The sequence below is a fragment of the Bifidobacterium sp. ESL0732 genome (assembly GCF_029395535.1).
Classification (GTDB): domain Bacteria; phylum Actinomycetota; class Actinomycetes; order Actinomycetales; family Bifidobacteriaceae; genus Bifidobacterium.
Map to the genome: position 1 here is coordinate 636824 of NZ_CP113920.1, position 24404 is coordinate 661227.

Here is a 24404-nt window from a genome sequence, read left to right on the forward strand (position 1 = left end):
GCTCTTTTACATTCGGTAGGACTCTTGGCCAACATTTTCGTTTACAGAGATAGGAGAGGCTTTGGCTATCATTCCAGACGATTCATTGTCTGTGTGTTCTGAATTAGCGCCTTTCTCCAAAAGCTTCAAGACGTGTTGTTTGGTCCCTTGTGATGTATGCCTCAGGTAATTTTGCTTATGGAATGGAATAGAGAGTGGTGCAAATTGTTATATAATGTAGCTAAAAGATATCGGAACGTTATATATAGCTACTAATTTATATCTAGGAGAACGTGATATGACCACTCAACTTGCAACAAGGGTGGACGACCAGCAGGCCGCTTTGTTCAAGCGCACTGCTCAAAAGCTCGGTACCACGGCTGCCGACGCCCTGCGTATGTTCGTCGCCGCGTTCAACGACAACCAAGGCTTCCCCTACGATGTTCGGCTCAAGAGCCAAGCGCCCGAGCCCTTCGCCACCGAGCAGGAAGCCACGGACTTCGCTTCCAAGATGGCGGGGAGGTTGCTCAGTGAGACGCGGTGAGATCTGGACGGTGCTCACCGACGGCTACGCGAGCAAACCGAGGCCGGTCATTATCATCCAGAACGACGAGGTTCCGGATTTTCAATCGGTTGTGATGTGTCTGCTGACTTCCTATGATGCCGGCGATATCGCGACACGGGTGCGCATCGAACCTAGCTCTGGCAATGGGCTCAACAAAGTGAGCTTTGCGATGACCGATAAGATCTTGTCAGTGGAGCGCAAGGTTTTGGGGCGCAAAGTCGGCGTTCTCGAGGGCAAGACGATGCGCGACATCGATAAGAAACTGATGGTGGTGCTCGGACTGGTCTGAGGTTTTAGGCGACGGGTGGTTCGTCGTGTTGCGATTAGTCAGGGGAGTAGGTACAATGGTGAGTTGTTGTGTTTCCCTAGAGGGGTCCTTCAAAGCGCTTTCCCACTCGCACTAGGACTTTCAGGGAGCCCACGGATAAAGCGGTCGGAAAGGTATCATCGCAAGGTTTTGCCGATTTGGCCGGGAACACAATATAAAGAAAAGGTACACTCGTGAAAACTTTCACACCGAAGCCAGCTGATCTGACTCACGACTGGTACATCATTGACGCCACCGACGTGGTGCTGGGCAAGCTTGCAACCAGAGCAGCGCTTTTGCTGCGCGGCAAGAACAAGCCGACCTTCGCTCCGAACGCCGATTTGGGCGATCACGTGATCATCATCAACGCCGAAAAGATTGCGTTGACTGGCAAGAAGATGGACAAGGTGCTCTATGCGCACTCCGGTCGTCCTGGCGGCCTTCGCGCCGACAGCTACGCCGATTTGCTCAAGCGCAACCCTGAGCGCATCGTCCGCGAAGCGGTCAAGGGCATGATGCCGAAGAACCGCCTGTCCAAGGTCGAACTCGATCGTCTCCACGTCTTCGCTGGTCCCGATCACCCGCACACCCCGCAGAAGCCCCAGCCGGTTGAGATCGCTGCGGTTTCGCAGCAGGCCAAGTGAACCGAGAGGAGATAACGAATCATGGCTGAAAATACCAATAACTCCGCGGTTCAAGAGACCGAAGAGGAACTTACTTCATTTACTACTGAAACCAACGCCGGTGCTGGCACCGGTGCTTCCACGATTGCCCCGGGCTATGGCACGGGCCGCCGCAAGGAAGCCATCGCCCGCGTGCGCTTGGTTCCCGGTTCCGGCAAGTGGACCATCAACGGCCGCACCCTGGAGGAGTTCTTCCCCTCCCGTCTGCAGCAGCGTGAGGTCAACTCCCCGATCGTTCTGTTGAAGCTTGAGAACAAGTTCGATGTCATCGTCCTCGTCGAGGGCGGCGGCACCACCGGTCAGGCCGGCGCCATCCGCCTCGGCGTGGCCCGCGCACTGAACGCCATCGACCGCGACGCCAACCGCGCCGCGCTGAAGAAGGCCGGCTTCCTCACCCGCGACGCCCGCGTCGTGGAGCGCAAGAAGGCAGGTCTGCACAAGGCACGTCGTGCGCCTCAGTTCTCGAAGCGTTGATTTCGCTTTCAAAGCTGTTTGTAAAATCCCTCCCAGTCAATCGGCTGCGGAGGGATTTTGCATATCGGTTTCCAGCGCTGAAACTTTGGCGACCTCTCGTCAAGGTGACTAATTATATTCGTCATGGAGTACTGAAAAAACTACGAAAACTATCAACAAGGGAGTTCATCATGAAACCGATGTCCGATTTCACCACGGATTTGCAACATTCCGGCATGCCTGCCAAAGATCTGGACGAGACCATCGAGTTCTACACCAAGAAACTTGGTTTCGAGCTCGTGGGTGTCTATCCGAATGGCGAGAACCGTTGTGCGTTCCTGCGTTACGGCCACCTGACCATCGAGACCTGGGAAGGCGACCCCGTGGCGATGAAGGACGGCGCCATCAACCACTGGGCCTTCGATACCCCGGACATCGAGGCTGCGTTCGAAAATGCCAAGGCGATCGGACTTGACTTGAAGGACAAGGAAATCCAGTGCATCCCCACATTCTGGGATAACGGCATTCGTTACTTCAACGTCTACGGCCCGAACCGCGAGACCATCGAGTTCTGCCAGATTCTCTGATATAGCTGGGCGTTTGGCCGGTGAGGCGGGTAGCGAGCGGCATTGTTGCCGTTTGTAATACTTAATTCGCTGAAGCGGCACTACCGATACATTCAAAGGCGTACGTGCTTCGCTAAACGTTGCGGCGGCAATCACGATTGATTCGTTCATCCGTGGTTGCCGCCGTTTTCTCGTATCTGCTCATAGAATAGAGTAAAATTTTTTGGCTGATTTGCAAGCTTGTGAACGTTAACGGAATGCTGCTTTTGAAAAGAGCAAATGTTCTGTTTTGTTCGTTTGAACATGTTTTTGGTAATTGCGAACAGAATATGCGCACGTTTGAAATCGGTATCGCACAAAACCGAACATTATATATGAGGTAAAGCTTCAATCTAAGACAAAACGAAAAACGTAGTGTTTCCCCAATATATTGTGACTTGACTCACATTGCAGAAGCAGTGTGTGACATGAGCATGACTGCGAAAAGAAAGGGGAGTCATGACTGTACAACCTAAAAACGCCGGGACTTCACCCGCTACGAAAACTTCAACGAAAACTGAAACGAAGACTGAAACGAACGAAAAGCCGGACTTCAATCGAGAGGTGGACCAGCTGGTCGCCCGTGGCCTCGAGGCGCTGAACGAATTCGAGGAACTCGACCAGGAGCAGATTGACCGCATCGTTGCCAAAGCGTCGGTCGCCGCGCTCAACAAGCATTTGGTGCTGGCCGACATGGCCGTGCGTGAGACGGGCCGTGGATTGGTGGAAGACAAGGCCACCAAGAACATTTTCGCTTGCGAGCATGTCACCCATTATCTCGCCGGTCAGAAGACAGTCGGCATTATTCGCGAGGATGACGTGATGGGCATTGACGAGGTGGCGGAGCCAGTCGGCGTTGTCGCCGGCGTCACGCCGGTCACCAACCCGACCTCTACCACGATTTTCAAGTCGCTGATCGCGCTCAAAACCCGTTGCCCTATTATCTTCGGCTTCCATCCGTTTGCCCAAAAGTGCTCGGCCGAAGCCGCACGCATCGTGCGTGACGCCGCCGTAGCCGCCGGTGCCCCCAAAGACTGCATCCAGTGGATCGAACACCCCTCTACGCAGGCCACGGGTGCGTTGATGACACACCCTGGTGTCGCCACGATTCTCGCCACGGGCGGCCCCGGCATGGTCAAGGCTGCATATTCCTCCGGCAAGCCCGCGCTTGGCGTGGGTGCCGGCAATGCTCCCGCGTACGTCGATGCCAATGTCGACGTCAAGCGCGTGGCCAACGATCTGGTGCTTTCCAAGCACTTCGATTACGGCATGATCTGTGCCACGGAGCAGGCCATCATCGCCCACACCGACGTCTACGTACCTCTGGCTGACGAATTGAAGCGCCGCAAGGCCTACTTCGTCAACGCCGATGAAAAGGCCAAACTTGAGCAGTACATGTTCGGCTGCACCGCCTATTCCGGCGGCAAGCCGAAGCTCAACTCCGTGGTTCCGGGCAAGTCCCCGCAATATATCGCCCGCGAGGCTGGCTTCACTGTCCCTGACGACACCACTATCATCGTTGCCGAATGCAAGGAAGTGGGGGAGCAGGAGCCGCTGACCCTCGAAAAGCTCTGCCCCGTCCACGCCATGCTGCGTTTCGAAACCGAAGAGCAGGGCTTCACGATGTGCGAAGGCATGCTCAAGTTTGGCGCCGGCCACACTGCCGTCATCCATTCTGATAATGAAGACCTCGTGAAACGCTACGGCTTGCGCATGCACGCCTGCCGTATCATCTGGAACCAGCCTTCCGGGCTTGGCGGCATCGGCGACATATACAACGCCATCGCCCCGTCCTTGACGCTCGGCTGCGGCTCATACGGCGGCAACTCCGTTTCCGGAAACGTCCAGGCCGTCAATCTTTTGAATATCAAGCGCATCGCTCGAAGGAACAACAATATGCAATGGTTCAAAGTTCCGCCAAAGACCTATTTCGAGCCGAACGCCATCCGTTATCTGCGCGACATGTACAATATTCGCCGCGTGGTCATCGTCTGTGACAAGGTCATGGAGCAGCTTGGCATCGTCGACAAGGTCATCGACCAACTGCGCAGCCGCCCCGAGCCCGTCACGTTCCGTACCATCGATTACATCGAGCCGGAACCGTCTGTCGAGACCGTAGAGCGTGGCGCTGCGATGATGCGAGACGAGTTCCGCCCCGATACCATCATCGCGGTGGGTGGTGGCTCGCCGATGGACGCGGCCAAGATTATGTGGCTCCTCTACGAACACCCGGAAATCTCCTTCGACGACGTGCGTGAAAAGTTCTTCGACATTCGCAAGCGCGCTTTCCGCATCCCGCCGCTGGGAAGCAAGGCCAAGCTGGTGTGCATCCCGACGTCTTCCGGCACCGGTTCCGAGGTCACGCCGTTCGCCGTGATCACCGACCACAAGACCGGCTATAAGTACCCGATCACCGATTACGCGCTGACCCCGTCCGTAGCCATCGTCGACCCGGTTCTCGCGCGCACCCAGCCGCCAACGCTGGCCAGCAATACCGGCTTCGACGCGTTGACGCATTGCATGGAGTCATACGTTTCCGTATATTCCAACGATTTCACCGACGGCATGGCCCTGCACGCCGCCAAGCTCATTTGGGACAATCTCGAGACCTCGGTTCGTGCTCAGCCAGGAGAGGCGAAGAAGCTGGCGCAAGAGAAGATGCACAACGCAGCCACCATGGCCGGCATGGCCTTCGGCTCCGCGTTTCTGGGGATGTGCCACGGCATGGCCCACACCATCGGCGCGCTTTGCGACGTGGCTCACGGCCACACCAACGCGATTCTGCTGCCCTACGTCATCCGCTACAACGGCTCTATTCCGCAGGAGCCCACGAGCTGGCCGAAGTACAGCAAGTATGTTGCGCCCGAACGCTATCAGGAATTCGCTCGCGTGCTCGGCGTCGACCCGGGTAAGAGCCCTGAGGAAGGTGTAGAGAACCTTGCGCTCGCGGTTGAGGATTACCGCGACAACAAGCTTCACATGGATTCCAGCTTCCAGCAGTGCGGTGTCGACGAGACCTATTTCTGGAGCATTCTCGACCAGATCGGCATGCGCGCCTACGAGGACCAGTGCACTCCCGCGAACCCGCGTATCCCACAGATTGAGGATATGAAGGATATCGCCATCGGCGCCTACTATGGCGTCTCTCAGGCCGAGGGGCACGCCCGTCGCCTCGAGCGTGAAGCCACGACTTCCGTCACCGAAGTGAAAATAGTCGAGAGCTGACAGCTTAAAATAAAAATTGATGATGCTTGCCGTTTTTATAACGGTAGGCATCATCAATATATATATGTATGGTGCATTCAACGTTTTTTGTATGGTTTATTGTCAAAAAGTGGAAAATATTTTAATGGGTGATTTTAAGGAATCTGGATTGTTTCGATAAAATGGAAATTACACGAAAGTAATATGCAAAGTGCCGCAAATCCAAGTAATGCCAACGACACGCCCGAATTTTCCTAGTAGCCCCCGAATGCTTTAATAGAACAGTTGCCTGTTTTGGGCTCGCAAATTGTAAGAAAAAGAGCGAGTGCAGTCCGGTGCCGTCCTCTCGAAGGCGCTGTAGTGCTGCACACTGATGTGGTTAAGGCCACGGGATTTCCCGGGGGTCGTACGCGCCGGTGTCCTTAAAACGGGTTGGTAATGTCAACAATCGCTAGAAAGGGCGGACGGCAATGGCGGGACAGAAAATCCGCATCAGGCTTAAGTCCTATGACCATGAGGTCATCGACCAATCGGCGAAGAAAATCGTCGAGACGGTCACGAACGCGGGTGCCACTGTGGTGGGCCCGGTTCCTCTGCCTACTGAGAAGAACGTCTTTGTGGTAATTCGTTCTCCTCATAAATACAAGGATTCTCGCGAGCAATTCGAGATGCGCACTCATAAGCGCCTCATCGACATCGTGGACCCGACCCCTAAGGCCGTGGATTCATTGATGCATATCGATTTGCCTGCGGATGTCAATATCGAGATCAAGCTCTAAAGGAGGGGAGAAGCATGTCGTTGCAGAAAGCAAATCGTTCTGCACTGCTGGGCCGCAAGCTTGGTATGTCGCAGGTTTGGGACGAGCAAGGTTTCTTCGTTCCCGTGACGCTCGTAGATGTGTCCACCAACGTGGTCACCTGCGTCAAGACCGAAGAGAGCGACGGCTACAAGGCCGTTCAGCTCGGCTACGGCCAGATTGATCCCACTAAGGTGACCAAGCCCATGGCTGGTCATTTCGCGAAGGCGGGCGTTACCCCGCGTCGTCATCTGGTCGAGGTCCGCACGGACAACGTCGACGAGTTCAAGCCCGGTCAGGAACTGACCGCCGACTTGTTCGCTGACGGCTCCGAAGTGGACGTCACCGGTACGACCAAGGGCAAGGGCTTCGCCGGAACCATCAAGCGTTGGGGCTTCAAGTCCTATCGTCGTACTCACGGCTCTCACAAGAACGAGCGTCGCCCCGGCTCTGTCGGTGCATGCGCTACGCCGAGCCGTATTTTGAAGGGCAAGCGTATGGCCGGTCGTATGGGCCATGTCACTTCCACCGTGCAGAACCTTGAGGTCGTCTCCTCCGATAAGGAGAACGGCGTCATCGCCATCAAGGGCGCTCTTCCAGGGCCCAAGGGTGGCATCGTCCTGCTTCGTTCGGCTGTGAAGGGAGCCTGATAAATCATGGCAAAAGTAACACTCAATGTCACCGACGCCAAGGGCAAGTCTGCTGGCACCGTTGAGGCGCCGGTCGAGATTTTCGGCATCTCCAATGAAGAGGTCGAGGCTCACGTTCCGCTGATTCATCAGGTTGTCATCGCTCAGCTCGCTGCTGCTCGTCAGGGCACGCACGCGGTCAAGAGCCGTGGCGACGTTTCCGGCGGTGGTAAGAAGCCGTGGAAGCAGAAGGGCACCGGTCGCGCTCGTCAGGGCTCGATTCGCGCTCCTCAGTGGGTTCACGGTGGTATCGCTCACGGCCCAATGCCGCGCGATTATTCCCAGCGCACTCCCAAGAAGATGAAGGCCGGCGCACTGCGCTATGTGCTTTCTAACCGTGCGAACGCCGGACGCGTCGCCGTCGTCGACTTTGGCATCAAGGACACTCCGTCCACCAAGGCCGCCATCGCCGCGCTCACTCCGGTAAGCCAGAACGAGTTCACCACTGTCGTGCTTTCACGCGACAACGTCAACGAGTGGCTTTCCGTTCGCAACATCCCGACGGTGCATGTGCTCTTCGCAGATCAGCTCAACACCTACGATGTGGTTACCGCTCAGTATGTTGTCTTCAGTCGTGATGGCTTCGATGCCTTCGTCGCCGCCAAGACTGAGCCCAAGGAGGCCTGAACGATATGGTAGCTATTCACAATCCCGCCCATGATGTCATCATCAAGCCGGTAGTCTCCGAAAAGAGCTATGCCGCCGGTGACCGTGGTCAGTACACTTTCGTGGTCGCTCCTGATGCCAACAAGGTTCAGATCAAGCAGGCCATCGAAGAAATCTTCAATGTCAAGGTGACGAACGTCAACACCCTCAATCGCGCCGGCAAACGCCAGCGTACCCGCACCGGTTTCGGTCAGCGTGCCAATCAAAAGCGCGCGATCGTCACGGTCGCCGAGGGCCAGTCGATCGACATCTTCGGTAACTGAAGCAATAGCCGAAAAAGTCAAAGGAAGAACTAATTATGGCTATCCGCGTTTATAAGCCGACGACTCCGGGCCGTCGTGGCGCATCTGTGTCGGATTTCTCCGACCTCACGCGCTCCACGCCTGAGAAGTCGTTGGTACGCAAACTCAACAGCACTGGCGGTCGTAACTCATACGGCCGTGTGACTTCACGCCATCGCGGCGGCGGCCACAAGCGTCAGTATCGTCTCATCGATTTCAAGCGTTGGGACAAGGACGGCGTTCCCGCTAAGGTTGCTGAGATCGAATATGATCCGAACCGCTCCGCCCGTATCGCCCTCCTGCATTATGCAGATGGCGAGAAGCGCTACATCGTAGCTCCGAAGGGCATCAAGCAAGGTGACGTCATCGAGACCGGCGAACACGCCGATATCAAGCCCGGCAACAATCTGCCGTTGCGCAATATCCCCACCGGTACGATTGTCCACGCCATTGAGCTCCGTCCTTTGGGCGGCGCCAAGATCGCGCGCTCCGCTGGTGCAGGCGTTCAGCTTGTCGCCAAGGACGGTGCTTACGCCCAGCTGCGTATGCCGTCCGGAGAAATCCGCAACGTCGACGCACGCTGCCGCGCAACCGTCGGTGAGGTCGGCAACTCCGATCACGCCAACATACAGCTCGGCAAGGCCGGTCGCGCCCGCTGGATGGGCAAGCGCCCGATTACCCGTGGTGAGTCCATGAACCCGGTCGACCACCCGCATGGTGGTACCACTCGCGGTGGTAAGCCGCCAGTGTCGCCGTGGGGCAAGGGCGAAGTTCGTACTCGCCGTCCGAAGAAGGCTTCGAACAAGATGATTGTTCGTCGTCGTCCCAATGGCAAGAACCGTAAGTAAGGAGCGTCGAATAGATGTCACGTAGCATCAAGAAGGGCCCCTTCGTCGACGCCCATTTACAGAAGAAAGTCGACGAACAGAACGAGAAGGGCACGAAGAACGTCATCAAGACATGGTCGCGCCGTTCGATGATCACTCCAGATTTCATCGGTCACACTTTCGCTGTGCATGATGGTCGCAAGCATGTCCCGGTCTTCGTGACCGAGTCCATGGTTGGCCACAAGCTGGGTGAATTCGCACCGACGAAGACTTTCCGTGGTCACGTTCATGACGACAAAAAAGCTCGCCGCTAAAGGAAGAGAAAGATTATGGAAGCTAAAGCAATCGCACGTCACGTCCGTGTGACGCCGCGCAAGGCTCGCCGCATGGTCGACCTCATCCGAGGCAAAAAAGTGAGCGAAGCCGTCACCATCCTGAAATTCGCCCCGCAGGACGCCTCTGAGCCAGTGCTCAAGGTACTGCAGAGCGCCACCGCGAACGCACGCGTCAAGGCCGACAAGGCCGGCGAGGCGTTCCGTGAGAACGACATGTATGTGAAAGAGACTTATGTGGACGAAGGCGTGACGCTCAAGCGTTTCCGTGCTCGTGCACAGGGCCGCGCCGGACGCATCAACAAGCGCACCAGCCACATCACCGTCGTTGTCGCCAGCAAGGAAGGAGCCCGCTAAAGATGGGTCAGAAGATCAATCCGTTAGGCTACCGCCTGGGTATCACTGAAGACCACCGTTCAAAGTGGTTCTCCGATTCCAACAAGCCTGGTGAGCGTTACAGCGACTTCGTCCTCGAGGACGACAAGATTCGCAAGGCCATGAACAAGGACCTCGAGCGTGCAGGCGTGTCCCGCATCATCATCGAGCGTACCCGTGACCGCGTGCGTGTGGATATACACACCGCTCGCCCGGGCATTGTCATCGGCCGTCGTGGAGCAGAGGCCGAACGTGTTCGCGCCAAGCTCGAGAAGATTACGGGCAAGCAGGTTCAGCTCAACATCTTCGAAGTCAAGAACGCCGCTCTGGACGCCCAGCTTGTCGCTCAGTCCATCGCCGAGCAGCTGACCAACCGTGTCACGTTCCGTCGTGCCATGCGCAAGGCTCAGCAAGACGCGATGCGCGCAGGCGCCAAGGGTATCCGAATCAAGCTCTCCGGCCGCCTTGGAGGCGCCGAGATGAGCCGTTCCGAGTTCTATCGTGAGGGTCGCGTTCCGCTGCAGACCCTTCGCGCTCTCATTGATTACGGTTTCTTCGAAGCCCGTACGACCTATGGCCGTATCGGCGTGAAGGTCTGGATCTACAAGGGCGACATGACCGAACGTCAGTTCGATGAGCAGCAGGCCCAGCAGGACAACAACCGTGGACGCCGTGGCGGCGATCGTCGCCCACGTCGTGGTGGACGTCCTTCCGGTGCTCGTGGTTCCAAGCCAGAAGCCAAGGCCCCACAGGCCGCGGCAGCTCCGGCAGCAGAACCCGCAGCAGCCGCAGCACCTGCCGCCTCGGAAGCAAAGGAGTGAGCAGATATGCTTATCCCAAAGAGGACTAAGTACCGTAAACAGCAGCGTCCGAAGCGTCGCGGCATGTCCAAGGGCGGCAATGAGATCGCGTTCGGTGATTATGGCATTCAGGCTTTGGCCCCTGCCTATATCTCCAACCGTCAGATCGAGGCTGCTCGTATCGCCATGACCCGCTACATCAAGCGTGGCGGTCGTGTGTGGATCACGATCTTCCCTGATCGTCCTTTGACCAAGCACGCGCTCGGAAGCCGAATGGGTTCCGGCAAGGGCACCCCGGAGTCCTGGATCGCCAATGTGCATCCCGGACGCGTGATGTTCGAAATCGGCGGTGTCGATGAGGCAACCGCGAAGGAAGCCCTTCGCCGAGCCATCGACAAGCTGCCGATGAAGTGCCGCATTATCGCACGTGAAGGCGGTGACATCTGATGTCAGTCGGAACTGAAGACTACACCATCAAGAATCTCAACGAGAAGACCAATGGCGAGATCGAGGGCTTCCTCAAGAAGTCCAAGGAAGAGCTCTTCAACCTGCGCTTCCAGAACGCCACCGGCCAGCTTGACAACTCCGCTAGGCTCAAGGCCGTCAAGCACGACATCGCCAGGATGTACACCGTCCTGCGTGAACGTGAACTCGGCATCAGCCAGGAGCCTGAGTCGGGCGACACGAAGACTGAGGAGAAGTAAGCATGGCTGAAAAGCAAGAGCGCAACTTCCGCAAGACTCGTAGCGGTTACGTCGTGTCCGACGCAATGGACAAGACCATCACCGTCGAGCTCGAGCAGCGTTCGACCCACCCCCTGTACGGCAAGGTCGTTCGTTCTACTCGTAAGGTCAAGGTTCATGACGAGCACAATGACGCCCACAACGGCGACTTCGTGCGTATCATGGAAACCCGGCCTTTGAGCAAGACCAAGCGTTGGCGTCTCGACTCCATCGTCGAGCGCGCCAAGTAATAAGTTCGGCAAGGCTCCGCTGCTCACCTTCACGGGTGGCAGGGGAGAACCAGCGCGGCTAAGGAGAATCAATGATTCAGCAGGAAACGCGGCTTCATGTCGCCGACAACACGGGTGCCAAGGAGATCTTGGCCATCCGAGTGCTCGGCGGATCGAAGCGACGCTATGCCGGCATCGGCGACGTGATCGTCGCCTCCGTCAAGGACGCGATCCCTGGCGGGTCGGTCAAGAAGGGCGATGTGGTCAAGGCCGTCGTCGTCCGTACGGTAAAAGAGCATCGTCGCAAAGACGGCTCATACATCAAGTTCGACGAGAACGCTGCGGTTATTCTTGGCTCCGGCCATGAACCCAAGGGCACTCGTATCTTCGGACCGGTCGGACGTGAACTGCGCGACAAGCGCTTCATGAAGATCGTGTCCCTCGCCCCGGAGGTGATCTGAGATGGTAGCCAAGATCAAGACCGGCGACCAGGTCAAGGTCATTCGCGGCAAGGATCGCGGCAAGGAAGGCAAAGTCACCAAGGTGCTCGCCAACGACCGTCTGATCGTCGAGGGTGTGCAGATCGTCAAGAAGCACGTGCGCGCAACCCAGCAGGGCCAGCAGTCCGGCATCGTCTCCGTCGAGGCGCCGATTCATCGCTCCAATGTGATGGTCATCGACCCGGAGACCAAGGAGCCGACCCGCGTTGGTGTCAAGGTCACGACCAAGGCCCAAGACGGCAAGGTCAAGACCGTGCGTACCCGCATCGCCAAGAAATCAGGAAAGGAGCTGGCATGAGCGATACAACAGTCGAAGCGCCGGCAACACCGCGCCTGAAGCAGCAGTACATCGACAAGATCGTGCCTGAGCTCGAGAAGGAATTCAAGTATTCCAACCCGATGCAGGTCGCCAAGGTCCAGAAAGTCGTCGTCTCCATGGGCGTCGGCGCTGCGGCCCGCGACTCCAAGCTCATCGAGGGCGCTGTCAGCGACCTCACCGCGATTACCGGTCAGAAGCCGAAGATCACCAAGGCCAAGAAGTCCGTCGCGCAGTTCCATCTGCGTGAAGGTCAGGCTATTGGTGCATACGTGACGCTTCGCGGCGACCGCATGTGGGAGTTCCTCGACAGGCTGCTCGTTCTGGCTCTGCCGCGTATCCGCGATTTCCGCGGCATCAGCGACAAGCAATTCGATGGCCAAGGCAACTACAACTTCGGTCTCACTGAGCAATCCATGTTCCACGAAATCGATCCGGATGCGATCGATTATCAGCGTGGTATGGACATCACCGTGGTGACCAGCACCAAGGACGACAAGGAAGCTCGGGTATTGCTCAAGCACCTTGGCTTCCCCTTCAAGGAGAACTGAAATGGCAAAAACCGCTCTTAGAAACAAGGCTGCTGCCAAACCAAAGTTCAAGGTGCGCGGCTATACGCGCTGCCAGGTTTGCGGCCGTCCCCACTCCGTATATCGCAAGTTCGGCCTGTGCCGCATCTGCCTTCGTGAGAAGGCTCATCGTGGCGAGCTGCCCGGAGTTACGAAGTCCAGTTGGTAAACATCGACGCTGAAGGTCCTCGGCCGGGACAGGTTATCAATACCTGTTCCGGCGGAGGAAACCACGGCGAGAAAGGGCGTTAGCCCACATGACAATGACAGATCCAATCGCAGATATGCTCACGCGTCTGCGTAATGCGAGTGCGGCGAAACATGAGACCGTTTCGATGCCGTATTCGAAATTCAAGGCGGCGATCGCCGAGATTCTTAAGCGCGAAGGCTATATCAAGGACTTCACCGCTACGGATGCTCGCGTCGGCCAGAACCTTGAGATCACGCTGAAGTATGGTCCCAATGGCGAGCGTGCCATTCAGGGCATCAAGCGCATCTCGAAGCCCGGCCTGCGTCGCTATGCAAAGTCAGACGCACTGCCGATGCCACTCGGTGGCATGGGTGTCGCGATCATTTCGACCAGTGCAGGATTGTTGACCCAGAAAGATTGCCTCGACCGGGGCATCGGCGGCGAAATCGTCGCCTTCGTATGGTGAGGAAGGAGAGCTAAACATGGCATCACATATTGGTAAGCTCCCCGTCACCATTCCGGCAGGCGTGGAAGTAAAGATCGACGGACAGAACTTCAGCGTCAAAGGCGCCAAGGGTTCTGATTCCTACACTATTCCCGACGGCATCACCGCTCGCGTCGAAGACAACACCATTTACTTCGACCCGGTCGATGACCAGCTGCAGACTCGTGCAGATCACGGTCTGGCCCGTTCCATCGTCGCTTCGATGGTTGAGGGCGTGCACAACGGGTTCAGCAAGACGCTGGACATCGTTGGTACCGGTTACCGTGCGCAGATGAAGGGCAAGGGCATTGAGTTCTCGCTCGGCTATTCGCACACCATCACCGTCAACCCTCCCGAAGGCATCACCTTCGAGCTGCCGAACGCCAACCAGGTGGTCGTCAAGGGTATTGACAAGCAGGCGGTCGGTCAGGCCGCGGCCAATATCCGTGCGCTTCGCAAGCCGGAACCCTATAAGGGCAAGGGCATCAAGTACTCTGACGAACACATCCTGCGCAAGGCTGGAAAGGCTGGTAAGTGATATGACAGTCAAGATTTTCGGTAAAGGCAAGAAAGTCGCAAGGCTTCGTCGTCACGCACGTCTGCGCAAGCATCTGCGCGGCACCGCTGAGCGTCCTCGTCTGGTCGTCACTCGTTCGAACCGTCACATGGTTGCTCAGATTGTCGACGACACCAAGGGCATCACTTTGGTCAGCGAGTCCACCATCACCCACGATTTCGATGGGTTCAAGGGCACCAAGACCGAAGCCGCACAGAAGGTCGGCGAGCTGATTGCCAAGAAGGCCAAGGACGCGGGTATCGATTCCGTCGTCTTCGACCGTGGCGGCAATAAGTATCATGGTCGCGTCGCAGCCGTAGCTGAAGGCGCCCGTCAGGGAGGTCTTGCACTGTGAGCGACAACGAAAAGGAAACCCAAGTGACTGAAGAAAATCAGAACACGCAGGCGTCCAACGACAACAAGCAGGGTCAGCGCAACGATGACCGTCGCGGTTCACGCCGTGGCGGACGTGGCGAAGGCCGTCGAGGAGAGCGCCGCGGTGAACGCCGTGGCCGTCGCGAGGAAAATCGTGGCGACGAGCTGCTCGATCGCGTCGTGACCATCAACCGTGTTTCCAAGACCCGTAAGGGTGGCCGTAGCATGAGCTTCGCCGCTCTCGTCGTGGTCGGAGACGGCAACGGCACCGTTGGTGTTGGCTATGGCAAGTCCCGTGAGGTTCCTGCCGCCATCGCCAAAGGTCAGCTTGACGCCAAGAAGCACATGTTCACTGTTCCGCGAGTTCGCGGCACTGTGACCCACCCGGTCGTCGGCCATGACGCCGCAGGTACCGTCCTGCTTCGTCCTGCCGCTCCCGGTACCGGTGTAATCGCCGGCGGTGCTGTCCGCGCCGTTATGGAGTGCGCTGGCATCTCCGATATTCTCACCAAATCCATGGGCAGCGCCACCGCGGTCAACGTGGTTCGCGCCACTGTGGATGCCCTGAAGCAGCTCGAGGAGCCGGAAGAGATCGCGGCACGCCGTGGCTTGACCGTTGAGGAAGTCGCTCCTGACACCCTGCTTCGCGCTCGTGCCGAAGGCATCGCTGAGGCCCGCAAGGCCCGTGAGGACGCCAAGGCCGAAGCCGAACAAGCCAAGGATGGTGAAGAGTAATGGCAGATCTGAAGATCACACTTACTAAAGGTCTGGTCAACCGCAAGCCTGCCCAGCGCGACACTGTTCGCACGCTCGGTCTGCACAAGATCGGTCAGACGGTTGTCCGTGAGGACACTCCTGCAACCCGCGGTCTGATCAATGCGGTTCGCCACTTGGTCACGGTTGAGGAGGCCTGATATGGCAGAACAAGAAGAAAACACGATTTTGCAGATGCATGATCTGCGTCCTGCGCCGGGTTCCAAAAAGAACCGTATCCGCGTAGGCCGCGGTGAAGGTTCCAAGGGTAAGACCTCGGGACGTGGTGCCAAGGGCACATTGAAGCGTTATCAGGTTCGTCCTGGCTTCGAAGGTGGCCAGCTGCCTCTGTACATGCGCCTGCCGAAGCTTCGCGGCTTCAAGAGCCCCTTCAAGAAGGAGTTCCAGGTCGTCAACGTCTCCGCACTCTCCGAGCTGTTCCCGAAGGGCGGAGAGGTCACGGTCGAGGACTTGGTCAAGGCCGGTGCGGTTCGCGCTGGATACCCTGTCAAGGTCCTGGGCGACGGTGAGACCAAGGTCGCGTTCACGCTCAAAGGCGTGAAGGCTTCTAAGTCCGCTAAGGCCAAGATCGAGGCTGCAGGCGGCTCCATTTCCGAAGAGTAGTTCGGAAAGTCTCTGTGCTTCAGGGCTAAGCCTTGAAATACACGTTATTTGGTCCTCCTTGCAATAGCGGGGAGGACCATTTTATTGGCTGTGTCATCGCGGCAAAATCATATAACAAGCAATAATCGATGAATTTTGCCACGTTATAGTTGTTGTTTGGTAGACGCTTGACGCTAAGATTATCGTTTAGTGTGTTTGCATCGGTACATCAGGTGTGCCGAATAGGGAAGGAAATCCAGGTGAGGACGTTAATCCAGGCCCTGAAGACGAAGGAACTTCGCCATAAGATCCTCTTCGTGCTCGGCATCATTGTCATCTACCGCATCGGTTCGTTCATACCGACCCCGGGAGTGGACTACAAGGTGGTCCAGCAGTGTGTCGGCACCATGAAGACGGCCCAAGAGAACTTCGTGGGGTTGGTCAACCTCTTCTCCGGCGGCGCTATGCTGCAGCTTTCCATCTTTGCGTTGGGCGTGATGCCGTACATCACGGCGTCCATCGTCATCCAGCTGCTGCGCGTGGTCATTCCTCGTTTCGAGGCGCTGCATAAGGAAGGCCAGTCCGGCGAGACCAAGCTGACGCAGTACACGCGTTATCTCACCATCGGCCTGGCGATTCTGCAGTCCACCACTATTCTGGTCACTGCCCGTTCCGGTGCGCTGTTCAATTACCAGTGTGGACAGGTCGTTCCTGACGGTTCCGTATGGAATCTTGCAGTGATGGTCATGATCATGACCGGCGGTACCGGCCTCATCATGTGGATGGCCGAATTGATTACCGACAAGGGCATCGGCCAAGGTATGTCCGTCTTAATCTTCATGTCCATCTGCTCTGGCTTCCTTCCCCAGCTCTGGCAGATCGGTTGGGGCAGCAACGGCAAGGATGGCAACTGGGAGTACTTTGGCATCGTTGTCGCGGTCCTCATCGTCATTCTCATCTTCGTCGATTTCGTCGAGCTTGCGCAGCGCCGTATCCCGGTGCAGTACACGCGTCGTATGATCGGCCGCAAGATGTACGGCGGCTCTTCCACCTACCTTCCGTTGAAGATTAATATGTCCGGCGTTATCCCGCCGATCTTTGCGTCTTCGATTCTCGCGATCCCGACTTTGATTGCACAGTTCGGCAAGTCCGACCAGAAGTGGGTCAAGTGGATTAACACCAACCTGGCCAACACGACTTCCATCTGGTACATCGCGCTTTACGCCGTGATGATCGTGTTCTTCTGCTTCTTCTACACGTCGATTACCTTCGACCCAGACGAGACGGCAGACAACATGAAGCAGTATGGCGGCTTCATCCCTGGTATCCGTGCCGGCAGCGCCACTAGCCGTTACCTGAGCTATGTGATGAACAGGCTCAACACGGTCGGTGCCATCTACCTGCTTTTCGTCGCGTTGATTCCGACCATGCTTATCATGATGCTGAAACTCAACAACAAGCTTCCGTTCGGCGGCACGACCATCCTGATTATCGCGGGCGTCGGCCTCGACACCTTGCGTCAGGCGAAGGCCCAGACCGAGCAGTTCCAATATACCGGCTTCCTGCTTGAAGACACCGATCACATCGAGGGCGAGGACGTCAAGACGTCCAAGAAGACCTCTACGAAGGTCGTCGAAAGCACTGAAACAGTCAGTAATGACAACGAAACCGAAGTCAGTGAGAAAGAGTCCGAAAAGACCGAGAAGGCCACGGATACTTCAGCCGCTGATAATACTGAGGTCAAGGAAGTCGAGAATACCGATTCCGCTGATTCGTCGGACGACGAGAAAACCTCCAAGGACGACACCGATACGGACGACAAGTCCGAGTGAGATATTCGGTTAAGTCGTTGACAACAAGTTTAGAAAAATAATGAATGATGCTCATCTGTTTTTAAAGAAGCGGATGGGCATCATTTGCTAACTACACAATCAAGAAAGTGGATGTGATATGCGTCTTTTGATTATGGGCCCGCAAGGAGTGGGCAAGGGAACTCAGGCCAAGCTGATCGCCGAGCACTACGGCATCCCGCACATCTCCACCGGTGACATCTTCCGTTACAACATGAAGAACAATACCCCGTTGGGCCAGGAAGCCAAGAGCTACACCGACAAGGGCCAGCTAGTTCCCGACGAACTGACCAACAAGATTGTCAAGGATCGCCTTGCCATGGATGACGCCAAAAACGGCTGGATCCTTGACGGCTATCCGCGTAACGCGGCCCAGGTCGAAGCACTAGACAAGATGCTCGAAGAGCTCGGCACCCCGCTCGATAAGGTGGTGGCACTCGATGCCGACCGCGACATTCTGATGAAGCGCATCGCCAAGCGCGCCGCCGAAGAAGGCCGTGCGGACGACAATGCCGAAGCCATCGCCCAGCGTCTCAAGACCTATGACGAAGAGACCGCTCCGTTGCTCGACACATACAAGTCCCGTGGCTGCCTCGTCCCGATCGACGGCGAAGGCGATATCGAAGACATCTCCAAGACTATTTTCGATGCCTTGGACTGATGTTGTAATCGCTTAGATCGCTTCTCGTCGTATGTAAGTGACGAGAGACGAAAAGAGCGATGGCTTGATTTTAAAACGGTAGGCGAACGAAGTACTGGTTAACAGATGCAGAAGTGTCGCTTTACCACAAGAAGGGATTGAATGCAACACGCCGTGTCGCATTTGGTCCCTCCTTTTGTTATAGTAAGAAGTTGGTGTGTTTTCGGATGCGCCATTAATGTAATATCAGCCAAAGAACGGAATGAGGCTCATGGCTAAAGACGGTGTGATTGAAGTTGAAGGTCAGGTAGTGGAAGCACTGCCGAACGCGATGTTTCGCGTCGAACTTGAAAACAAGCACATCGTGCTGGCCACCATTTCGGGCAAGATGCGCAAGAATTATATCCGCATTCTCCCGCAGGATCGTGTGGTCTTGGAAATGAGCCCTTACGACCTGAACCGCGGCCGTATTACGTACCGTTATAAGTAAAGGTACAGAAAAGGAAAACCATGAAGGTCAGCCCTAGTGTGAAGAGGATCTGCGAGAATTGCCGCGTGATCCGTCGTCACGGTCGCGTCATGGTGATCTGCTCCAACCCGCGCCACAAGCAGCGTCAAGGCTGAGCGGAAAACCTCCGACCAGATAAAAGGTATTGAGTCGCAGCGCAAATCGCTGAACCCCGGGTACGTAGGCCCGAGCCGGGAGACCGGATGACTTGGTACAAACCTACGGAACATAGAAGGAATCGCAATGGCACGTCTTGCCGGAGTCGACATCCCCAATGAGAAGCGCATCGAGATCGCCCTCACCTATATCTTTGGTGTCGGTCGTACTCGCGCGAAGGAAACGCTTGCCGCAACCGGAGTCAATCCGGATACCCGCGTCAAGGATCTGAGCGACGAGCAGCTTATTACGCTGCGTGACTATCTTGAGGCCAACTACAAGATTGAAGGCGATCTGCGTCGTGAAGTCGATGCGGATATTCGTCGCAAGATTCAGATCAACTGCTATCAGGGCCAGCGCCATCGTCATGGTCTGCCCGTGCGTGGTCAGCGCACCAAGACCAACGCCCGTACCCGCAAGGGCCCGAAGCGTACCGTCGCTGGAAAGAAGAAGGCCGTTAAGTAAGGCCTCGAGCAGTTATGAAGAGGGACGGGGCGTCGCAAGTTTGTTGCGTACGTTCCAGGCTCTTCGTGACGTAGGAATCATTCGTAATTAGGAAACGAGGATCAATGGCAGCTGCAAAGCAAGCCGCGCGCAAGCCCCGTCGCCGTGACCGCAAGTCGGTACCGGTCGGCCAAGCGCACATCAAGTCCACTTTCAATAACACCATCATCTCCATCACGGATCCCTCGGGCGCAGTCGTGGCCTGGGCTTCCGGTGGCGATGTCGGTTTCAAGGGCTCACGTAAGTCCACTCCTTACGCCGCAGGCATGGCCGCTGAGTCGGCCGCCCGCAAGGCGCAGGAGCACGGCGTCAAGAAGGTTGACGTCTACGTCAAGGGCCCGGGCAGCGGTCGTGAAACCGCAATCCGCTCCCTGCAGTCCGCAGGCCTTGAGGTCGGTTCCATCACCGATGTCACCCCGCAGGCCCATAACGGTGTGCGCCCTCCGAAGCGCCGCCGCGTCTGAAGCACTTCATTTAACCATCCGTCCAACCCGCTTATGACCAGTGAGTGCACCACCGATCAGAAGCTGAAAGGATAACACAGTGCTTATTGCACAGCGTCCGCAACTTACTGAGGAATCACTGAATCCGCAGCGTTCTCGTTTCGTTATCGAGCCGCTCGAGCCGGGATTCGGCTATACGCTCGGTAATTCGTTGCGTCGTACTCTGTTGAGCTCCATTCCCGGAGCCGCAGTCACTTCGGTGCGTATTTCCGGTGCCCTGCACGAGTTCACCACTCTGCCCGGCGTCGAGGAAGATGTCACTGAAATCCTGCTCAACATCAAGGGAATCGTACTCACCAGCGAATATGACGAACCGGTTGTCATGTATCTGCGTAAAAGCGGCAAGGGCGAGGCCACCGCGGGGGACATCACCCCTCCGGCCGGCGTCACCATCGCCAACCCGGACATGCATATCGCCACTCTCGCCGAAGACGGCGAACTCGAGATTGAGTTCACTGTCGAACGTGGCCGTGGCTATGTCCCCGCGCAGATGAACAAGCAGGACAACGATGAGATTGGCCGCATCCCGGTCGATTCCATATACTCCCCGGTGCTCAAGGTGAGCTACAAGGTCGAGGCCACCCGTGTCGAACAGCGCACGGACTTCGATAAGCTAATCCTCGATGTGGAGACCAAGCCGGCGATTTCGCCGCGCGATGCCGTCGCATCCGCCGGTTCCACTTTGGTTGAGCTCTTTGGCCTGTGCCGCGAACTCAACACGCAAGCGGAAGGCGTCGAGGTCGGCCCGGCTCCGGTTGAAGAAGAAGTCAACCCGGAGATGTCGATTCCGATCGAGGAACTCAATCTCACCCAGCGCAGCTACAACTGCCTGAAGCGCGAAGGTATTCACACCGTCGGTGAATTGGTGTCCCACACCGAGCAGGATCTGCTCGACATCCGTAATTTCGGTATGAAGTCGATCGATGAGGTCAAGGAGAAGCTCGAAAGCATGGGTCTCTCGTTGAAGGCCTCCCCGCTGGGCTTCGATACCAACAACCTTGAAGGTGGCACCTTCTTCTCGCCCGAAGACGAGTAAGAGTACATAGCGCCAACTTCATTTTAAGCTTCGGTGCCGTTCGGATGTTCGGGCGTATGCCCACCTGAACGGCGTAAAACCGGAGCGTTAAGGAGTAATAATGCCTACACCTAGAAAAGGGCCGCACCTGGCTTCAAGCCCGGCTCATGAGCGTCTGATGCTTGCGAACATGGCGACCAGCCTGTTCGAGCACGGCCGCATCGTCACCACGTTGCCGAAGGCCAAGCGCCTTCGCCCGGTGGCCGAGCGCCTGATTACCTTCGCCAAGCGCGGGGATCTGGCCAGCCGTCGTCGCGTGATGCGCGTCATCCGCAACAAGTCCATCGTGCACAAGCTCTTTACCGAGATCGCCGAGCAGATGCAGCAGCGTGAGGGTGGCTACACCCGCATCGTCAAGATTGCCCCGTCCAAGGGCAACAACGCGCCGCGAGCCATTATCGAGCTCATCACCGAACCGGTAAGCGCCAAGGAATCCGTCGTGAAGGAAGCCGAAGCTTCAGCCGCGGTTGCCGAGGACAAGGCTCAGGTCGAAGAGGCCGAAGCCAAGGTCCAGAAGGATACCGCCGAGACCGCCAAGACTAAGACCGACAAGGCTATTGACGAAGCCGAAGCCAAGGAGACTGAGGTCAACGCCGATGTCGCCGCCGACAAGGCCGAGGTCAAGAAGACGGAAGCCAAGGACGTTGACGAGGAAGCCAAGAAGGCTGCGAAGGCCAAGAAGCCTGCGGCCAAGAAGGCTGACAAGGAAGAGAAGTGAGTCGTTAGGATTCGCTGAGTTCTTTTACGAGAAGGTCGGAGATGCAAGTCTCCGGCCTTCTTGCGTATTTGTGCGCTATTCATTGTGGTTGCTCGTCTCGGACTTGCGAGGAAAATCAAGGTTTTGGACAGTTTCCCTTGATTATCATCGCATGTTCAATCGAACATGCGAGCAAACTCACGATTCCCCCTCCGTTTTCTTGATTTTCCTCGCATCTTCGATTCCGCAAGTTACGCCGGTATGGCACGTATACTGGCAACGATGAGATTACGAATTGACTTGGCATATGACGGCGGCGGTTTCCATGGCTGGGCGAAGCAGCCCGGCCTTCGTACCGTGCAGGGGGTCGTGGAAGACGCGCTGCACACGGTTTTGCGCGTGCCGGCTGAAGATGCTGACGAACCGTTGCGGCTGGTCGTCGCTGGGCGTACCGATACCGGCGTGCATGCCGCTCATCAGGTCTGCCATTTGGACGTGGGGGAGCAGGCGCTTGAGCGTTGCGTCGGGCACATGGAAGTGTCGCCTGTCGAAGCGCTGCGTCGTCGTCTGGTTCATGATTTACCGGATGATATTTCTTTGCATAATGTCGGTGTCGCCCCCGCTGGTTTCGACGCGCGCTTCTCGGCATCGGAACGTACGTACGTCTACCGGATTGCCGACGGAGCAAGACCTGCCGATCCGAGATTGCGCGGCTTCGTCTGGAATCTTGAGGATACGCTTGACATTCCAGCAATGAACGAGGCTGCGGCCATGACCATCGGCTTGCACGATTTTGGTTCCTTCGCCACCCCGAATCCAGGTGGTACTACGATCCGCGAGGTCAAGCAAGCTCTATGGCGACGTATACCCGTGATGGGAATATACGGCAATGCTATCGGTTCTTATCGAGACGAATCTGAACATGCTACCAAGGCAAACGAGAAAACGTACGATAAGTGCAAAGGTACGGATTCCAGTGTCGATAACAATACTGACAGCAATGAAAATCTAAACAGTGCCCAAAGTGACAACGCCGCAGTGTCGATGGGTGATAAGCAGTGTGTGATCTTCCCGCGTGGCGATGCTTCCGAGCACAAGTCTGAAGAAGCCCAAACCTACACCGTTCCGTCGCTCGAATCAGGTTTGGTTTGTTTCACCATCGTGGCCGATGCTTTCGCGCACAACATGGTGCGTTCGCTGGTCAACGCGTGCGTGCAGGTCGGTCGGCATCGCAAGTCGCTGGATTGGTTCGCGCAGAAGATGGCCAATCCAGTGCGTGAGGGATCGACCGGCCCGATAGCCGCCTGCGGTCTCACGCTGGAACACGTCGCCTATCCGCCGGATGACGAACTGGCAGAACGGGCTCAAGCTATCCGTGCCCGCCGCACGCTTGATTAATTGCGCCACGCCCGGTTGCAGTGGTTGGTGGGTTGTCTTATACTAGAAAAGTTGCGTTTTGCGCAGCGATGGATAAGTGTCCGAGCGGTCTAAGGAGCACGCCTCGAAAGCGTGTGAGGAGAAATCCTCCGCGAGTTCGAATCTCGCCTTATCCGCGTTAAGCCTCTGAAACTTCGGTTTTGGAGGCATTTTTATATCTACGTCCGGCTTCGAGCAAGATGCTTACTCGTACAGAGCAGTGTCGAAAGCTGGATAGCCCAGCGATAGTGCCAAATAGATGCGCGAAGAAACCAGGTCGGTAAGTACGGCCAGCGTTTTGCTGCTGCTTTCGTTTCTTGAGCTTTTCGAAGTGCTGCCAGTGCCGCCAGAAGAATCATCGGTTTTCGATACTGGCAACGTTTGCGAAAGTGCGGTCAACGATTCGCGAGCGCAATCCATTTCCGTGACAGCAACGGTGGAAGCCTGCAAACCGGTGCTTGGGTCGGTAATGACGTCGGGATGAGCGAGAAGATTGGCCACGTCGTAGACCTTCTCACGCGGGTCGTTGGGGGTGTCGGTCGCGCCAGCATCCCGTGTTTCCAACGAGATAAGGCGTGAGGCGACGGCTTTGTGATTGTCGCTCAATTGCAAAGTGGCATTGTCGATGTCATTCGCCGCAAGAAATTCGATGGCAAAACCCGCCCGGTCTTCCGCCAAAGCCAGCGAGCCGAGGGTGTCGTTGCTTACGTTCAAAGCGACGATATCGTCGAGATTGGCCAGCGCCGCGTCGGCATGGGTTGGATTCGCACCCACAATTGAAGAGAGACTTTCCTGCAGCCATTCCATTTGCGCGCTTTTCATCGTGTATACGCTGAATTGCGAAGAGCAGAGCGTAGCGGCTTCTTGCCAAGCTGCGACGGCGTTGCCGGCGGACAGATACCGGTCGATGAAGGGATTGCCTGCAGTGGTATGAGAGTTGGCCAAAACTGCATTGGTATAGGCAGTTTTGCAGGGCCCGGCCGTCTCGATAGGAGACTCGAGTCTCGGCGAGTTGCAGGCTGCCAAAGGCACGATAAAAGCCGTGATGGCAACCCCCGGAAGGACACGCCGACTTAGGAAATTGCGCAAAGAGGAAAAAACACGACGTGTCTGCATAAAACACTAGAATACTGAATGATTATGACTTAATAGGGCTTGAAGAGCTCGGTAGATAATTTCATATAGGAGGTCTTG

Annotated in this window: 36 protein-coding genes, 1 tRNA gene and 1 pseudogene; 37 read left to right on the top strand and 1 reads right to left on the bottom strand. The window is 56.6% G+C overall.

The window, feature by feature from the left end:
• Positions 1-277: 277 nt before the first annotated feature.
• The 37 genes and pseudogenes from OZX70_RS02210 to OZX70_RS02390 all read left to right on the top strand — a co-directional run bounded on the left by OZX70_RS02210 (position 278) and on the right by OZX70_RS02390 (position 23347).
• Positions 278-523 carry a type II toxin-antitoxin system RelB/DinJ family antitoxin gene (locus OZX70_RS02210; protein ID WP_277181636.1) on the top strand — a complete coding sequence of 82 codons (246 nt, stop codon included), beginning with the start codon at positions 278-280 and terminating at the stop codon, positions 521-523.
• Entirely contained in the window at positions 510-833 is a 324-nt protein-coding gene (locus tag OZX70_RS02215; protein ID WP_277181637.1) for a type II toxin-antitoxin system PemK/MazF family toxin, read from the top strand. The genes OZX70_RS02210 and OZX70_RS02215 overlap by 14 nt, the downstream gene beginning before the upstream one ends.
• Positions 834-1045: 212 nt before the next feature.
• Complete coding sequence (gene rplM / locus OZX70_RS02220; RefSeq protein WP_277143808.1) at positions 1046-1495, top strand: 50S ribosomal protein L13; 450 nt, start codon at positions 1046-1048, stop codon at positions 1493-1495.
• A 21-nt stretch (positions 1496-1516) separates the two neighbouring features.
• Positions 1517-2008 carry a 30S ribosomal protein S9 gene (gene rpsI, locus OZX70_RS02225; RefSeq protein ID WP_277148890.1) on the top strand — a complete coding sequence of 164 codons (492 nt, stop codon included), beginning with the start codon at positions 1517-1519 and terminating at the stop codon, positions 2006-2008.
• A 167-nt stretch (positions 2009-2175) separates the two neighbouring features.
• Entirely contained in the window at positions 2176-2574 is a 399-nt protein-coding gene (locus OZX70_RS02230) for a VOC family protein (protein ID WP_277182075.1), read from the top strand.
• Positions 2575-3051: 477 nt separating this feature from the next.
• The gene (adhE, locus tag OZX70_RS02235) at positions 3052-5817 is read left to right on the top strand and encodes a bifunctional acetaldehyde-CoA/alcohol dehydrogenase (protein WP_277181638.1); all 2766 of its coding nucleotides are present in this window, start codon (positions 3052-3054) and stop codon (positions 5815-5817) included.
• Between the two features lie 449 nt (positions 5818-6266).
• Positions 6267-6575: a 30S ribosomal protein S10 gene (rpsJ, locus tag OZX70_RS02240; RefSeq protein ID WP_277143821.1), complete on the top strand. Its 309-nt coding sequence runs from the start codon at positions 6267-6269 to the stop codon at positions 6573-6575.
• A 14-nt stretch (positions 6576-6589) separates the two neighbouring features.
• On the top strand, positions 6590-7243 hold the full coding sequence (gene rplC / locus OZX70_RS02245; protein WP_277181639.1) for a 50S ribosomal protein L3: 654 nt from the start codon (positions 6590-6592) through the stop codon (positions 7241-7243).
• Between the two features lie 6 nt (positions 7244-7249).
• The gene (rplD, locus tag OZX70_RS02250) at positions 7250-7909 is read left to right on the top strand and encodes a 50S ribosomal protein L4 (protein ID WP_277181640.1); all 660 of its coding nucleotides are present in this window, start codon (positions 7250-7252) and stop codon (positions 7907-7909) included.
• 5 nt (positions 7910-7914) lie between these two features.
• Positions 7915-8211, top strand: coding sequence for a 50S ribosomal protein L23 (gene rplW / locus OZX70_RS02255; RefSeq protein ID WP_277181641.1), 297 nt, complete (start codon positions 7915-7917; stop codon positions 8209-8211).
• Positions 8212-8246: 35 nt separating this feature from the next.
• A complete protein-coding gene (gene rplB / locus OZX70_RS02260) occupies positions 8247-9077 on the top strand; it encodes a 50S ribosomal protein L2 (protein WP_277181642.1) in 831 nt (276 codons plus the stop codon).
• Between the two features lie 14 nt (positions 9078-9091).
• The gene (rpsS, locus tag OZX70_RS02265; protein WP_091847714.1) at positions 9092-9370 is read left to right on the top strand and encodes a 30S ribosomal protein S19; all 279 of its coding nucleotides are present in this window, start codon (positions 9092-9094) and stop codon (positions 9368-9370) included.
• A 15-nt stretch (positions 9371-9385) separates the two neighbouring features.
• Complete coding sequence (gene rplV, locus OZX70_RS02270; protein WP_277181643.1) at positions 9386-9745, top strand: 50S ribosomal protein L22; 360 nt, start codon at positions 9386-9388, stop codon at positions 9743-9745.
• 2 nt (positions 9746-9747) lie between these two features.
• Positions 9748-10584, top strand: coding sequence for a 30S ribosomal protein S3 (gene rpsC / locus OZX70_RS02275; protein ID WP_277181644.1), 837 nt, complete (start codon positions 9748-9750; stop codon positions 10582-10584).
• Between the two features lie 6 nt (positions 10585-10590).
• The gene (rplP, locus tag OZX70_RS02280; protein WP_277143838.1) at positions 10591-11010 is read left to right on the top strand and encodes a 50S ribosomal protein L16; all 420 of its coding nucleotides are present in this window, start codon (positions 10591-10593) and stop codon (positions 11008-11010) included.
• Positions 11010-11267 (top strand): 50S ribosomal protein L29, encoded by a 258-nt coding sequence (gene rpmC / locus OZX70_RS02285; RefSeq protein ID WP_277158818.1) that lies wholly within the window; start codon positions 11010-11012, stop codon positions 11265-11267. The genes rplP and rpmC overlap by 1 nt, the downstream gene beginning before the upstream one ends.
• Before the next feature lie 2 nt (positions 11268-11269).
• The gene (gene rpsQ, locus OZX70_RS02290; RefSeq protein ID WP_277143842.1) at positions 11270-11536 is read left to right on the top strand and encodes a 30S ribosomal protein S17; all 267 of its coding nucleotides are present in this window, start codon (positions 11270-11272) and stop codon (positions 11534-11536) included.
• 71 nt (positions 11537-11607) lie between these two features.
• Positions 11608-11976, top strand: a complete 369-nt coding sequence (gene rplN / locus OZX70_RS02295) for a 50S ribosomal protein L14 (protein WP_091847708.1) — start codon at positions 11608-11610, stop codon at positions 11974-11976.
• A gap of 1 nt (position 11977) precedes the next feature.
• Positions 11978-12313, top strand: a complete 336-nt coding sequence (rplX, locus tag OZX70_RS02300) for a 50S ribosomal protein L24 (RefSeq protein ID WP_277143846.1) — start codon at positions 11978-11980, stop codon at positions 12311-12313.
• A complete protein-coding gene (gene rplE, locus OZX70_RS02305; protein WP_277181645.1) occupies positions 12310-12882 on the top strand; it encodes a 50S ribosomal protein L5 in 573 nt (190 codons plus the stop codon). Before rplX ends, rplE begins: the two co-directional genes overlap by 4 nt.
• A 1-nt stretch (position 12883) precedes the next feature.
• Complete coding sequence (locus OZX70_RS02310; protein WP_091847705.1) at positions 12884-13069, top strand: type Z 30S ribosomal protein S14; 186 nt, start codon at positions 12884-12886, stop codon at positions 13067-13069.
• An 88-nt stretch (positions 13070-13157) separates the two neighbouring features.
• Positions 13158-13556, top strand: a complete 399-nt coding sequence (rpsH, locus tag OZX70_RS02315) for a 30S ribosomal protein S8 (protein ID WP_277148871.1) — start codon at positions 13158-13160, stop codon at positions 13554-13556.
• Positions 13557-13572: 16 nt separating this feature from the next.
• Positions 13573-14112 carry a 50S ribosomal protein L6 gene (gene rplF, locus OZX70_RS02320; protein WP_277181646.1) on the top strand — a complete coding sequence of 180 codons (540 nt, stop codon included), beginning with the start codon at positions 13573-13575 and terminating at the stop codon, positions 14110-14112.
• A gap of 1 nt (position 14113) precedes the next feature.
• Positions 14114-14485: a 50S ribosomal protein L18 gene (gene rplR / locus OZX70_RS02325; protein ID WP_277181647.1), complete on the top strand. Its 372-nt coding sequence runs from the start codon at positions 14114-14116 to the stop codon at positions 14483-14485.
• Positions 14482-15240 (top strand): 30S ribosomal protein S5, encoded by a 759-nt coding sequence (gene rpsE / locus OZX70_RS02330; RefSeq protein WP_277181648.1) that lies wholly within the window; start codon positions 14482-14484, stop codon positions 15238-15240. Before rplR ends, rpsE begins: the two co-directional genes overlap by 4 nt.
• Positions 15240-15419, top strand: a complete 180-nt coding sequence (gene rpmD / locus OZX70_RS02335) for a 50S ribosomal protein L30 (protein ID WP_277146295.1) — start codon at positions 15240-15242, stop codon at positions 15417-15419. Before rpsE ends, rpmD begins: the two co-directional genes overlap by 1 nt.
• Position 15420: 1 nt before the next feature.
• On the top strand, positions 15421-15882 hold the full coding sequence (gene rplO / locus OZX70_RS02340; RefSeq protein WP_277181649.1) for a 50S ribosomal protein L15: 462 nt from the start codon (positions 15421-15423) through the stop codon (positions 15880-15882).
• Positions 15883-16121: 239 nt separating this feature from the next.
• Positions 16122-17453 (top strand): annotated as a pseudogene (secY, locus tag OZX70_RS02345) (preprotein translocase subunit SecY); the annotation flags it as partial.
• A 358-nt stretch (positions 17454-17811) separates the two neighbouring features.
• Positions 17812-18372: an adenylate kinase gene (locus OZX70_RS02350; RefSeq protein WP_277181650.1), complete on the top strand. Its 561-nt coding sequence runs from the start codon at positions 17812-17814 to the stop codon at positions 18370-18372.
• A gap of 250 nt (positions 18373-18622) precedes the next feature.
• The gene (infA, locus tag OZX70_RS02355; RefSeq protein WP_003808114.1) at positions 18623-18841 is read left to right on the top strand and encodes a translation initiation factor IF-1; all 219 of its coding nucleotides are present in this window, start codon (positions 18623-18625) and stop codon (positions 18839-18841) included.
• A gap of 20 nt (positions 18842-18861) precedes the next feature.
• Positions 18862-18975: a 50S ribosomal protein L36 gene (rpmJ, locus tag OZX70_RS02360; protein WP_043164480.1), complete on the top strand. Its 114-nt coding sequence runs from the start codon at positions 18862-18864 to the stop codon at positions 18973-18975.
• A 127-nt stretch (positions 18976-19102) separates the two neighbouring features.
• A complete protein-coding gene (rpsM, locus tag OZX70_RS02365; protein WP_277143870.1) occupies positions 19103-19480 on the top strand; it encodes a 30S ribosomal protein S13 in 378 nt (125 codons plus the stop codon).
• A 104-nt stretch (positions 19481-19584) separates the two neighbouring features.
• A complete protein-coding gene (gene rpsK, locus OZX70_RS02370; protein WP_277146299.1) occupies positions 19585-19983 on the top strand; it encodes a 30S ribosomal protein S11 in 399 nt (132 codons plus the stop codon).
• A 79-nt stretch (positions 19984-20062) separates the two neighbouring features.
• A complete protein-coding gene (locus OZX70_RS02375) occupies positions 20063-21058 on the top strand; it encodes a DNA-directed RNA polymerase subunit alpha (protein WP_277181651.1) in 996 nt (331 codons plus the stop codon).
• A gap of 100 nt (positions 21059-21158) precedes the next feature.
• A complete protein-coding gene (gene rplQ, locus OZX70_RS02380; RefSeq protein ID WP_277181652.1) occupies positions 21159-21815 on the top strand; it encodes a 50S ribosomal protein L17 in 657 nt (218 codons plus the stop codon).
• Positions 21816-22076: 261 nt separating this feature from the next.
• Positions 22077-23192: a tRNA pseudouridine synthase A gene (locus tag OZX70_RS02385; RefSeq protein ID WP_277181653.1), complete on the top strand. Its 1116-nt coding sequence runs from the start codon at positions 22077-22079 to the stop codon at positions 23190-23192.
• 70 nt (positions 23193-23262) lie between these two features.
• A tRNA-Ser gene (locus OZX70_RS02390) sits at positions 23263-23347 on the top strand.
• A gap of 67 nt (positions 23348-23414) precedes the next feature.
• Here the strand turns inward: OZX70_RS02390 and OZX70_RS02395 are convergent.
• The gene (locus OZX70_RS02395) at positions 23415-24155 is read right to left on the bottom strand and encodes a hypothetical protein (RefSeq protein ID WP_277181654.1); all 741 of its coding nucleotides are present in this window, start codon (positions 24153-24155) and stop codon (positions 23415-23417) included.
• Between the last annotated feature and the right edge of the window lie 249 nt (positions 24156-24404).